Below are 12226 nucleotides of genomic sequence, written 5' to 3' on the forward strand. Positions count from 1 at the left end.
CACGCGAGATGCTTCGCTCCGCTCTGCATGACCGCCTATCAAGATAGGCTCTTAGGACCCTAGAACGTTGTAGAGATGCGTACTCACGTCTTGTTATTCACACGGCCAATATATCGGGTATCGTTCAACGACGAGACGCAAATATGCGTCTCTACCGCGTGTTGACTGTTGCGACTCCGGCGGTTCTACGTCCGTGTTGGGGCACTGTTGGCCGTCCCAAAGAACTAAAAAGGCCACCTTGCGGTGGCCTTTTCGCTTCACGGTGGAATCGTCGGGAAATCTTCCAAATCCGACGAACCCACGGTGTAGGAGAGGAAGCAAGCGGGCTGGTTCCGACTTGCCTAGAACTGGGCTTCTTCGGTGCTGCCCACCAGGGCGGCGGTGCTGGTCTGGTTGTTGGTCACCACGTTCTGCACGGCGTCGAAATAGCCCGTGCCTACGAAGGACTGGTGCTTTACGGCCTGGTAGCCGTCCTTCACCAGAGCAAACTCGCGCTCCTGCAGCTCCGAGTAGCCGGCCATGCCGCGGTGCTTGTAGGCCTGGGCCAGCTCGAACATGCTGGTGTTGAGGGCGTGGAAGCCGGCCAGGGTGATGAACTGAAACTTGTAGCCCAGGGCGGCCAGCTCCTCGCGGAAGGTTTCCATCTGCTCCTTGCTCAGCTTGGAGGCCCAATTGAACGAAGGCGAGCAGTTGTAAGCCAGCAGCTTGCCGGGAAACTTGGCGTGAATGGCTTCGGCAAACTGCCGGGCCTCGCCCAGGTCGGGGTGCGAGGTTTCCATCCAAATCAGGTCGGCGTAGGGCGCGTAGGCCAGGCCGCGGGCAATGCCGGCCTCCACGCCGCAGCGGATGCGGTAGAAGCCTTCGTTGGTCCGCTCGGCGCCTTCGATGATGAAGGGCTGGTCGCGCGGGTCCACGTCGGCCGTGAGCAGGTCGGCGGCGTCGGCGTCGGTGCGGGCCACGATGAGCGTGGGCACGTTCAGCACGTCGGCGGCCAGGCGGGCGGCCACCAGCTTGTTGATGGCTTCCTGGGTGGGCACCAGCACCTTGCCGCCCAGGTGGCCGCACTTCTTGGCCGAGGAAAGCTGGTCTTCCCAGTGCACGCCCGCGGCGCCGGCCTCAATCATCATCTTCATCAGCTCGAAGGCGTTGAGGTTACCGCCGAAACCGGCCTCGGCATCGGCCACGATGGGCGCCAGCCAGTGCACGTCGCCCTCGCCGCTGAGGTGCTGAATCTGGTCGGCCCGCAGCAGGGCGTTGTTGATGCGGCGCACCACGGCCGGCACGCTGTCGACGGGGTACAGGCTCTGGTCGGGGTACATGTGGCCCGCGCCGTTGGCATCGGCCGCCACCTGCCAGCCGCTGAGGTAGATGGCCTGCAGGCCGGCCTGCACTTCCTGCACGGCCTGGTTGCCGGTGAGGGCGCCCAACCCGGCCACGTAGTCCTGCGCGTGCAGCATTGTCCACAGCCGCTCGGCGCCCTGGCGGGCCAGCGAGTACTCGACCTCGACGGAGCCCTGCAACTTGTTCACGTCTTCGGCCGAGTAGGGGCGCTCGATGCCCGCCCAACGGGGGTTGGTGGCCCAGTCCTGCGTCATTGCGTCGATGCGTGCTTGTTTGGATTTCATGGGATTGAGTGGGTTTGTGAGTTGATGAGTGATAGTTAGCGAAGGGCTTGCGGGGGCGGGCACCTCACCCCCTGACCCCCTCTCCCGTGGAGAGGGGGCACCGGTCTTGATTCAGTTAAAAATTAAGAGTTAAAAGCAGACAGTCGGTAGTTAAAAGCAGACAGTCGGTTTTGGCTCTTCACTTTTAACTCTCAACTTTTAACTCTTTTCCGGTGCCCCCTCTCCGCGGGAGAGGGGGTCAGGGGGTGAGGTTATGCCAGTTGCTCGTAGGCTGGCACGGTCAGAAATTCGACGAATTCCTTGCTCATCACCAGGCGGTCGAACAAGTGGGCGGCTTTGAGGTAGAAGCCGTTTTCGTAGGCCTCTTCTCCCACTTGGGCCTTGATTTTTTCGAGTTGGCCGGGCACCAGCGAGCGGTACAGCTCCGTGGTGACGGGGCGGCCGTCGGCCAGTGCCGTGCCGGGCGTGTGCAGCCACTGCCACACCTGGGCGCGGCTGATTTCGGCGGTGGCGGCGTCCTCCATCAGGTTGTAAATCGGCACGCAGCCGTTGCCGCCCAGCCACGAGGCCAGGTACTGAATGGCCACGTCGATGTTCAGCTTCAGGCCCTCCTCGGTGATGGTGCCTTTGGGAGCCCGCACGAGGTCGGCGGCCGAGACTTGCACGTCGGGGCGCTTGTTTTCGATTTGGTTGGGGCCGGGCATGAGACGGTTGAAGACCTCCAGGGCCACGGGCACCAGGCCGGGGTGGGCCACCCAGGTGCCGTCGTGGCCGTTGGTGGCCTCGCGGATTTTGTCCTGCCGCACTTTCTCCAGGGCCGCGTCGTTGGCGGCCGGGTCGTTCTTGATGGGAATCTGGGCGGCCATGCCGCCGATGGCGTGCACCCCGCGGCGGTGGCAGGTTTGGATGACGAGCTGCGAGTACGCGGCCATGAAGGGCACGGTCATCGTGACCTCGGCGCGATTGGGCAGGCGGAACGTCGGGTTCAAGCCCAGGCGCTTGATGTAGCTGAAAATGTAGTCCCAGCGCCCGCAGTTGAGGCCCGCCGAGTGGTCGCGCAGCTCATACAGGATTTCGTTCATCTCGAAGGCGGCGGGCAGCGTCTCAATCAGCACCGTGGCCCGCACCGTGCCGTGGGGCACGCGCAGCACCCGTTGGCAGTCCTTGAACACGTCGTTCCACAAGCGCGCTTCGAGGTGACTTTCGAGCTTGGGCAGGTAGAAATAGGGCGCGGTGCCGCGGCGGACGAGCTCGTGGGCGTTGTGGAAAAAGTAGAGGCCGAAGTCGAACAGGGCGCCGCTTACCGGCTCGCCGTCCACTTCCACGTGCTTTTCGAGCAGGTGCCAGCCGCGGGGGCGCACCATGAGCACGGCGGTTTCGGCATTGAGTTGGTACTCCTTGGCGGGGGTGCGCAGCGAAATGGTGCGGCGCACGGCGTCACGCAGGTTGATTTGGCCCTGGATGACGTTCTCCCAGGTCGGCGCGTTGGAGTCCTCCAAATCGGCCATGAACACCTTGGCCCCGGAATTCAGGGCGTTGATAATCATCTTGCGCTCCACCGGGCCGGTGATTTCCACCCGGCGGTCGAGCAGGTCGGCCGGCACGGGCGCCACGGTCCAGTCCCGCTCGCGGATGGTGGCGGTTTCGGGCAGGAAGTCGGGCAGCACGCCGGCCTCGAACTCCTGCTGCCGCTCGGCCCGGCGGGCCAGCACCTCGCGCCGGCGGCCTTCGAAGTGGCGGTGCAGTTCGGCCACGAAGGCCAGCGCCGAGGGCGTGAGGATTTCGGCAAACTCCGGGGAGTAATCGCCGAGGACCTTGACCCGCTCCGGGGTGAGGTAGGTGGGCAGGGGCGCGGGGGCCGTGTCGATGAAAGTCATGGGCTGATTATTTGATGTGCTAGGGGGCTGATGGGCTGGTTTCGGTTGGGAACAGGCAAGAGAAAGGAGCGTGGAAAACCGGCAGCCTCGACAGCAACTATTGCAAACATACAAAGCGAATTCTAATTATCAGCGAATTTTCGCTAAACAACCAAAATTTGCAAACATCCTTACCTTTGAGGCTCTTTTTTCTGCTACTGGAGTGATTCCTGGGTTCGTGTGCGTGGCTGGCTTCACCTCACCCCCGGCCCCTCTCCCGCGGAGAGGGGAGCCAGACGACCAGTACACGAATCTGGGAACGGCTGTAAAAAGCGACTTGCTCATGCACGTAGGGCATATTCCCATTCATTGGGGTCAGCCCACCAGCACATCAGCATATCTCCACGTCAGCACATCAGCCCATTCTAGCATCAGCACATCAAATAACCAACCCATGCTCAACCACGGCCAAGTCGTCCGCCTCATATTTGGCCTGAAGCTGCGGGAGCTGCGGCAGGAGCGCGGCCTGAGCCCGGCCGATTTGGCGCGGGTCTGCGACGTGTCGGTGAGCTACCTCAACGAGATTGAGAAGGGCAAGAAGTACCCTAAGGCCGACAAGATTCTGAGTTTGAGCCAGGCGCTGGCGGTGCGCTACGACCAGCTTACGTCGCTGGAGCTGCCGCGCCGGCTGGAGCCCATCGCGGAGCTGCTTACTTCCAAGACCCTGAAGGAATTTCCGCTGGAGATGTACGGCCTGGAGCCGGCCCGCCTCATCGAGCTGATTGCCAATGCGCCGGCCAAGATGAACGCCTTCATCAGCACCATTTTCGAGATTGCCCGCAACTACGAGATGCGCCAGGAGCACCTGTTTCTGGCCGCGCTGCGCTCGTTTCAGGAAATGCACGACAACTACTTCGAGGACCTGGAGCAGGACGTGCGGGCCTTCGTGGGCAGCCACCAACTGGCCACCGCCGCGCCCTTCGACCTGCGCCAACTAGAACACGTGCTGGTGAAGGAATACGGCTACGCCCTCGACCGCGAGACGCTGGGCCATCACGCTGTGGCCGCCCAGGCTCGGCTGCGGTCGGTGTTTCAGCCCAAGGCCCGGCGCCTGCTGCTGCGGCCGGGCCTGAGCCGGGGCCAGCAGGCCTTCGTGCTGGGCCGGGAAGTGGCCTTCAACTACCTCAAGCTAACGGAGCGGCCCTACGTGAGCAGCAGCCTGCAGATTGGCTCGTTTGACGAGGTGCTCAACAACTTCAAGGCTTCGTACTTCGCCGGGGCGCTGCTGATGGAGGAGGAAAGCCTGCTGCGTGATTTGAAGAAAATGTTCAGCGCAAAAAAGTGGCATCCCGACCTGCTGCTGGACCTGCTGACGCAGTACGACGTGAGCCCGGAGATGTTTATGCAGCGCCTGACCACGCTGCTGCCGCGCCATTTCGGGCTGCAAAGCCTGTTCTTTCTGCGCTTCGACCAGCCCGGGGCCGACGCGCCCTACGACCTGACCAAGGAGCTGCACCTGGCCCGGCTGCACAATCCCCACGGCAACGACCTCGACGAGCACTACTGCCGCCGCTGGGTGAGCCTGCGCCTGCTGGCCGACGCCCGCGCGCTGCCGGTGCCCGACACCGCCGCCGCCCCCGTGACGGTGGCCGGCGCGCAACGCTCGCGCTATTTCGGCACCGACGACGAGTACCTGTGCTTCACCCTGGCCCGCGCCGGCACCCCTACCCAGCCCGCCCTGAGCGTGACCGTGGGCCTGCGCTGCGACGACCACCTGCGCAGCCAAATCCGCTTCTGGGCCGACCCGGCCCTACCCTTCCGCACCGTGAACGAAACCTGCGAGCGCTGCCCCATTCCCGACTGCGAGTCGCGGGTGGCGGCGCCCACCGAAGTTACGCGCCTGGCCGAGCGCGCCGCGTTTGAAGCGGCCGTGACGGCCCTGGTGCAGGAGGGCTGATGCGGCGGGCGTTGAAGAGTTAAAAGTTGAGAGTTAAAAGTTAAAACTCAAAGAGCCTTCCAAATTTTAACTTTTAACTCTCAACTTTTAACTATCCTCACCCTCCGTTCTTCTGATTTTTGGCAAATTCTGTTTCCCGACGCCTGTTCTTATTCGCTGGCGTCCTGCTCCTGATGCTGCTGGGCGCGGGCGGCTACGCGGCGTGGCGCCTGCTGTACCGGCCCAACGTGGCCGCGTTTGCCGAGGGGCCGGCCTACCTGTACATCCGCACCGGCGCGGGCTTCGCGGCCGTGCTGGATTCTTTGCGCAACCAACAACTGCTGCTGGAGCCCGCCGCATTCCGGTGGGTGGCGGAGCAGCAAGACTATCCGGCCCGGGTGCGGGCCGGCCGCTACCGCCTCGACCCCGGCCTGGGCAACCTGGACCTGGTGCGGATGCTGGCAACGGGCCAGCAGGACACCGTGAGTTTCGAGCTCAAGCCCTTTCACTACCTCGACCGCCTGCCGCGCCAGTTGAGCCGGCAGCTGGAAACCGACTCTTTTAAGCTGCAACTGCTGCTGGGCAACAACGCCGGCCTGCGGGCCCGCTACGGGCTGGACACCTGCACCGTCCGCACCCTGTTTATTCCGGGCCGCTACCACCTGCTGTGGAACACCGGGGCCGGCGCGTTTCTGGACAGCGTGGCCGCCCACCACCGCCGGTTCTGGACGGCCGAGCGGCGCGCCCGGGCCGACTCGCTCAAGCTCACGCCGGTGCAGGTGAGCGTGCTGGCCAGCATTGTGCAGCGCGAAACGGCCCAGGCCACCGATAAGCCGCTCATCGCCGCCGTGTACCTCAACCGCCTGCGCAACGGCCAGCCCCTGCAGGCCGACCCCACCCTGCTCTGGCCCTTGCACGGCCTGGGCACCCGCAAGCGCGTGCTGAACGTGGACAAGAAAGTAGACTCGCCCTACAACACCTACCGCCACAAGGGCCTGCCGCCCGGCCCCATCACCACGCCGCTGCCCAGCTCGCTGAACGCCGTGCTGCGCCCGGCCCACAACCAGAACCTGTTTTTCTGCGCCCGGTCCGACGGCAGCGGCTTCTCTGATTTCGCCGAAACCTACGCCCAGCACCGCCGCAACGCCCGCCGCTACCAGCACCGGCTCGATAGCCTGGGCGTGAAGCGCTGACCAGGTTGGAGGACGCCCGGGGGTGTGAGCCGTGCGGGCATTCTTGACAAATAGAGGCTTTGTGGCCACTCAGTTACCGAATTCTACCAGGCGGCCTATTTGCCGAACCGTGCGCGGGACAGCAAGCGAAGTGCGTACTTTTGTTCGGCAATTTTCCGCAAATCCGTCCGTATGCGCCTACTTCTTCTTTTTCTGGCTCCTTTCTTCTCTGGACTGACGGCGGCGGCCGGCGGGTTCGACGCCGGCCCGCAGGGGGCGCGGGTCCTGGGCCTGGGCGGGGCCAGCACGGCCTACATCGGCAGCATTGCCGGCCTGAGCACCAACCCCGGCTTGCTGGGCCAGTGGGGCGACTCGCTCCTGCGCGTCAGCCTGGGCGGCATCGGCCAGGTCCGGCGTTCCTCCTTCATCGGCCAGGACAGCTACCAGCGCACCGACCAGGACCTGACTGCGCAGCCCGGCGGCTACTTCTACGCCACCCGCGGCCTGGGCCCGCGCCTGAGCGTGGGCCTGGCCCTCACCACGCCCTACGGCTACCACACCCGGTGGCCCAGCACGTGGGAGGGCCGCTCGGTCGTCCAGGAAAGCCAGCTCGACACCTATTTCGCCCAACCGACGGTTGGCATCAGGCTGAATGACAATTTCAGCGCCGGGGTGGGCTTGGTGTACGCTTTTGGCAAATACCGCCAGCGCCGGGCGCTGGGCCAGTACGACGACCCCGCGGCCCGGTCGGAACTCAGCGGCAGCGGCTCGGGCTTTGGCGTCAACGCGGGCCTCTACGGACGCACCGGCGACAACCTGGCCTTTGGCATCAGCTACCGCAGCGGGGTGGAGCTGGAAATGAACAACGGCGTGGCCACGGCCACCGGCGTGCCGGACCGCGACGCGGCCCTGTACCCGGCCACCACCGACTTCAACACCCAAATCAATTTGCCCAGCACGTTATCCGTGGGCATCGCCGACCGCGTCACCAAGAAGCTGCTGCTCACGTTTGACTTCACCCTCAGCGGCTGGAGCACCCTCGATTCGCTGAACCTGGACCTGGCCGCCAGCGGCCCCGCGCCGGCCCGCCGCCTGAGCACCGCCCGCCGCTACGAAGACGCGCTGGCCTTTCGCGTGGGGGCCGAGTACCTGGTCGGCCCCAAGCTCACGGTGCTCGGTGGCTTCCGCTACGACGAAACCCCTATTCGCGACGAGTTCATCAACCCGGAATTCATCGACGCCAACCGCCTCGGCGCCTCGGCCGGCCTGAGCTACCAGCTGGGCGCACGCCTGGCCCTGGAAGCGGCCTACGCCTACGACTACGGCCAGTTGCGCACCGCCCGCGTCAACCAAACCGACGCGCGGGTGGCCAACGTGAGCGGCACCTACCGCACCGCGACCCACACGGCTTCGGTGGGCGTGGCCGTGGCGTTCTAGGCACCCGGTATCGGGCAGTGGCGGGCGAAAACCAACGCGCTGCTGCCAACCGCCCGATGCACCCAACCCTCCGTAGACTTCCCTTTTTGCGATGAAAATTTTTACCTTGAACTCGTGGGGCAGCGCCGGTCTGCTGGCCGTGGCCGCCCTGCTCCTGCACGCCTGTGCGCCCGCCCAGGACGCGCCCGCCCCCAGCGCCGGCGTGGACGTGAGCGCCTACGTGGCGGTGGGCGACAGCTACACGGCCGGGCTCAGCGCGGGCGGCCTCACGCGCGCCAGCCAGGAGTACTCGTACCCCAACTTGCTGGCCCAGCAGCTGCGCCTCGTGGCGGCCGATGCCGCGTTCAGCCAGCCGCTGCTGGAGGCCGGCAGCGGGTCGGGCTACCTGACGTTGGTTGATTTTCTGGCCGGTGACTTGCCGCGGACCCGGCGCGTGGCGGGCCAAGCCGTGCGCCGCACCGTGGTAAACCCCGCCGCCTGCGGCGGCCCCGATACCGTGCGGCTGCTCACGCGCAGCGCCACCGCGGCTGCGCTGCCCCAAAACCTGGGCGTGCCCGGCCTGCTGCTCAGCCAGATTGAAACGGCCAACCTTGGCAACGAGAGCGCGGCGGTCCCCGGCGGCAATTTCAACTCGTATTTTGAGCGCCTGCTGCCCGCCGCCAGCAACCGCACCTACTTGCAGGCCGTGACCGATGTTGCCGCGTCGGCCACGTTCTTCACTTATTTTCAAGGACTTGACGACTTGATGCCCTACGTGCGCAGCGGCGGCGAGTGCGGGCCGCTGCCGAACACAACTTTAACGAACCAACTGCGGGCCAACGCCCGCAAGGTGCTGGACCGCCTCACGGCGGACGGCCGCCCGGGCATCATCGCGAAGCTGCCCGCTCTCACGAGCCTGCCGATTTTGCGCCTGGGCCGGGGCCTGGATTTGCAGACCCGGCTGCAGGCCCGCTTTGGCGACAACGCCTTGCTGTACATCGAGGACCCGTTGGGATTTCGCCCGGCCCAGCCCATTACCAACAGCGACTACGTGCTGGCTACCGCCCTGCCGCGGGTGGGCCAGCTCACGCCCGTGCAAGTGGGGGCTGCCACCCTGATGCTGCCGTACGGCCGCGACGCCCGCAACCCCCTGCGCGATGCTGATGTACTCGACGACACCCAAGAATTCAGCCGCATCAAGGGCGTGCTCGACAGCTACAACGACGAGCTGGAACGCCTGGCCAAAGACGTCTACAAGCTCCCCGCCATCAGTACCGCCACTGGGCGAAGCACCCTGGACCTCGACGAAGCGTTGTTCAACCAGGTGGCCGGGGGCATTTCCGTGGGCGGCGTGGTGTATTCAATGGAGCCCGTGCGGGGCAATTTCTTTTCGCTTGATAACTACACGCTCACGCCCCGCGGCAACGGTTTGCTGGCCAACGCCTTCATCACGGCCATCAACCGGGCCTACCGGGCCAATATTCCGGCCGTGGACGTCAACAACCTGCCCACCACCGCCCAGTAACTGCCGCCGTGGCGCACTACGGCAGTCGCGGCAGTCGGTACAGGCGCAGCGGCAGGGTGTCGGCCGCGGCCGCCCGGCGCGCGGCCAGGGTTTCGGCAAACCCACGCCCCGTGAATTCCGAATGCTCCAGAAACAGCAGGGCGCCGTGCAATTGAGGGGCGGCCCAGGCCGCCACCGGTGCCTGGCGCCGCAGCGAGTCGAAGCGGGACACGCCCGCTGCCCGCCAGTAGCCATCGAGCAGCACGTACTGGTAGCCCCGGCGGCGCAGGCCGGCCAGCTCCCGCTCGTTGGTGATGACGGCCAGCGCTTGGTTTTTGCTCAGGTAGGGCGCCAGGCCCAGGCCGGCCGTGCTGGCTACTTTGGAGGCGCCGTGCTGCCGCAGCCACGCCGCCACCTGCGGGTACGGACTGGGCAGCGGGGCGTACAGCTCTTGCTGAATGCGGAATACATTCAGGCTCACCCCTGCCACCAGCGTGCCCGCCAGCGCCCAGCCGGGCAGCACGCGCCGGCCGCCCAGCACCACCAGGGCCGCCAGCGGCAGGTACGCGAAGAGAAGTCCCCGGGGCGCTTTTATCAGCAGGGACATGCCGGCCAGCCAGCAGCCCGCCCACACCAGCAGGTAGGGCAACAGCCCCAGCGGCGACTTCGGCATCCGGCGTTGGCGGCGCCAGGCCCGCCACGCCAGCCACCCGGCCAGCACCAGCCCGGCCAGCAGCAGCGGCGACTCGTAGCTGACCAGGTACCGTACGTAGTACAGCAAGTCGAGGTGCAGCGTGGCTTGCCGGCCGGCCGCGTTGGCCGCCGGCGGCACCACCGTGCGGAAGTAAAACGCCAGCCAGCGGTGCCACGGCAGGCCCGCCACCACGCCCGCCGCCCCAAACAGGAGGTAGGGCTGGGCCAGCACCACCAGCACCCGGGCCCCCACGCGCCGCCGCCACACGCCGTCGGCCTGCGCCACCTCCAGCACGGCCAGGATGGGCAGGGCGAACAGGAACTTGTAGTTGAAGCACAGCCCCACCGCCAGCCAGCGCGCTACCCGCACCACGGCCACCCCGCTGGGCCGTTGCAGCCGCTCGAAATGACTGCCCAACAAGCCCACGAACAGCACCAAGCTGACGGAGCTCATGGTAAAATCGCGCCCCGAGAAAGTGAGCAGCAGCGACGTGCCCGCCAGCAGCGTGAGCCCGGCCGTTTCGCGCGCTGTGAGGGAAGCCTGCCGCGAAACCCAGGCGGCAAACAGCCCCAGCCCGGCCAGCCCAAACAGCGCGTTGATGGCCTGAAACACGAGAAAATTCCGCGTCAGGGCCGCCACCGGCACGTAGAGCAGCAGAAACCCCGGGCTGCCGTGGTGAAACAGGTGCGCAAAATTGCCCTGCGCCAGTTCCTGAATCACCTGCCAGTTGCGCACCGAATCGTAGTCGGGCGGCCCGGCTTCGGGGAGGCGCCACAGCCGGAGCACGGCCACGGCCAGCAGTGCGGCCAGCAGCCCCGGCGTGCGGCTCGTGGCCGGGCGGCCGTTATTTGTGATGACGTAGGGGCGCATTAGCTGGTTTGGCACGGGCGCGAAGGTCGGCAAACCCCACTAACATCTTCTTTCCAATTTAACATTCTCACCTTTTCTCTTTCATGCGTCTTGTTGTGCAGCGCGTCCGCGAAGCCCGGGTCACCGTCGAAGGGCGGGTCACGGGGCAAATCGGGCCCGGGCTGCTGGTTCTGGCCGGCTTCGCCCCGGCTGATGATACCACCTCCCTCGCCTGGATGTGCCGCAAGCTGGTGCACCTGCGCATTTTCGGCGACGAGCACGGGCAGATGAACCGCAGCGTGGCCGACACCGGCGGGCAAATCCTGGTGGTAAGCCAGTTCACGCTGCTGGCCGACGCGCGCAAGGGCAACCGCCCCAGCTACAGCGGGGCCGCCCCGCCGCCCGTTGCCGAGCCGCTCTACCAACAGTTTGTGGCCCTGGTGGCGGCAGCGCTGGGCCGGCCCGTGCCCACCGGCATCTTCGGCGCCGACATGCAGGTGAGCTTACTCAATGATGGCCCGGTAACCATCGTGCTGGACTCGCCGGCTTAGCACCAGCGCCCTCTCCCGTAACCGTTAATTTCCAAGACCATGACCCTCGAAGAAGCCCAAAAAACCGTTGATACCTGGATAACCACCACCGGCGTCCGCTACTTCAACGAGCTGACCAATATGGCCATTCTCACCGAAGAAGTGGGCGAGGTGGCCCGCCTCATTGCCCGGCAGTACGGCGAGCAGTCGTTCAAGGAATCCGACAAGGGCCGCGAGCTGGCCGACGAGCTGGCCGACGTGCTGTTCGTCGTCATCTGCCTGGCCAACCAAACCGGCGTCGATTTAACCGAAGCCCTGACGCGCAACCTGGCCAAGAAAACCCAGCGCGACAGCCAGCGCCATAAAGAAAATGAAAAGTTAAGGATGAGGAATGACGCTGCGCTTAATGAGGAATGAAGAATGAGGAATTACTAAGAGCCTATCCCACTAGGCAATTGATACTAATAGGGCGTCATGCAGAGCGCAGCGCAGCATCTCGCGCGCATCGTTCAACGATTGAGAATACTGCGGCACGCGAGATGCTGCGCTGCGCTCTGCATGACGCCCTATTAGTATCAATTGCCTAGTGGGATAGGCTCTTAGTAATTCCTCATTCTTCATTCCTCATTAAGCGCAGCGTCATT

The 12226-nt window shown here is 65.2% G+C and carries 9 protein-coding genes; 6 read left to right on the top strand and 3 right to left on the bottom strand.

Translation table 11 applies throughout. The annotated features are described in order from the left end of the window. Positions 1-341: 341 nt before the first annotated feature. Together aceA and aceB are read right to left on the bottom strand one after the other, a co-directional pair. Positions 342-1625 (bottom strand): isocitrate lyase, encoded by a 1284-nt coding sequence (gene aceA / locus RMO51_RS03400; protein WP_310392001.1) that lies wholly within the window; start codon positions 1623-1625, stop codon positions 342-344. Positions 1626-1876: 251 nt separating this feature from the next. Further along, positions 1877-3502: a malate synthase A gene (aceB, locus tag RMO51_RS03405; protein WP_310392003.1), complete on the bottom strand. Its 1626-nt coding sequence runs from the start codon at positions 3500-3502 to the stop codon at positions 1877-1879. Between the two features lie 433 nt (positions 3503-3935). On the opposite strand from aceB, the gene RMO51_RS03410 reads away from it, so the two are divergent. The 4 genes from RMO51_RS03410 to RMO51_RS03425 all read left to right on the top strand — a co-directional run bounded on the left by RMO51_RS03410 (position 3936) and on the right by RMO51_RS03425 (position 9530). After that, on the top strand, positions 3936-5438 hold the full coding sequence (locus RMO51_RS03410; protein ID WP_310392004.1) for a helix-turn-helix domain-containing protein: 1503 nt from the start codon (positions 3936-3938) through the stop codon (positions 5436-5438). 119 nt (positions 5439-5557) lie between these two features. Next, the gene (gene mltG / locus RMO51_RS03415) at positions 5558-6610 is read left to right on the top strand and encodes an endolytic transglycosylase MltG (RefSeq protein WP_310392006.1); all 1053 of its coding nucleotides are present in this window, start codon (positions 5558-5560) and stop codon (positions 6608-6610) included. A 171-nt stretch (positions 6611-6781) separates the two neighbouring features. Further along, positions 6782-8026, top strand: a complete 1245-nt coding sequence (locus tag RMO51_RS03420) for an outer membrane protein transport protein (RefSeq protein ID WP_310392008.1) — start codon at positions 6782-6784, stop codon at positions 8024-8026. 91 nt (positions 8027-8117) lie between these two features. After that, positions 8118-9530 (top strand): hypothetical protein, encoded by a 1413-nt coding sequence (locus tag RMO51_RS03425; protein ID WP_310392009.1) that lies wholly within the window; start codon positions 8118-8120, stop codon positions 9528-9530. A gap of 16 nt (positions 9531-9546) precedes the next feature. Here the strand turns inward: RMO51_RS03425 and RMO51_RS03430 are convergent, their stop codons facing one another. Beyond that, entirely contained in the window at positions 9547-11088 is a 1542-nt protein-coding gene (locus RMO51_RS03430; RefSeq protein ID WP_310392010.1) for a hypothetical protein, read from the bottom strand. Between the two features lie 68 nt (positions 11089-11156). Between RMO51_RS03430 and dtd the strand changes: the two genes are divergently transcribed. Both dtd and RMO51_RS03440 read left to right on the top strand, forming a co-directional pair. Next, complete coding sequence (gene dtd, locus RMO51_RS03435; protein WP_310392012.1) at positions 11157-11603, top strand: D-aminoacyl-tRNA deacylase; 447 nt, start codon at positions 11157-11159, stop codon at positions 11601-11603. Positions 11604-11642: 39 nt separating this feature from the next. Then, a complete protein-coding gene (locus RMO51_RS03440; protein WP_310392013.1) occupies positions 11643-11999 on the top strand; it encodes a nucleotide pyrophosphohydrolase in 357 nt (118 codons plus the stop codon). Positions 12000-12226 lie beyond the last annotated feature (227 nt).

The sequence above is a fragment of the Hymenobacter sp. genome, assembly GCF_031398885.1.
In the GTDB taxonomy this organism is placed as follows: domain Bacteria; phylum Bacteroidota; class Bacteroidia; order Cytophagales; family Hymenobacteraceae; genus Hymenobacter.

Excerpts from the sequence above, each read along its gene's own strand:
- RMO51_RS03410 (WP_310392004.1), top strand. The coding sequence starts at position 3,936 with ATGCTCAACCACGGCCAAGTCGTCCGCCTCATATTTGGCCTGAAGCTG.
- dtd (WP_310392012.1), top strand. The coding sequence starts at position 11,157 with ATGCGTCTTGTTGTGCAGCGCGTCCGCGAAGCCCGGGTCACCGTCGAA.
- aceA (WP_310392001.1), bottom strand. The coding sequence starts at position 1,625 with ATGAAATCCAAACAAGCACGCATCGACGCAATGACGCAGGACTGGGCC.
- RMO51_RS03440 (WP_310392013.1), top strand. The coding sequence starts at position 11,643 with ATGACCCTCGAAGAAGCCCAAAAAACCGTTGATACCTGGATAACCACC.
- RMO51_RS03425 (WP_310392009.1), top strand. The coding sequence starts at position 8,118 with ATGAAAATTTTTACCTTGAACTCGTGGGGCAGCGCCGGTCTGCTGGCC.
- RMO51_RS03420 (WP_310392008.1), top strand. The coding sequence starts at position 6,782 with ATGCGCCTACTTCTTCTTTTTCTGGCTCCTTTCTTCTCTGGACTGACG.
- aceB (WP_310392003.1), bottom strand. The coding sequence starts at position 3,502 with ATGACTTTCATCGACACGGCCCCCGCGCCCCTGCCCACCTACCTCACC.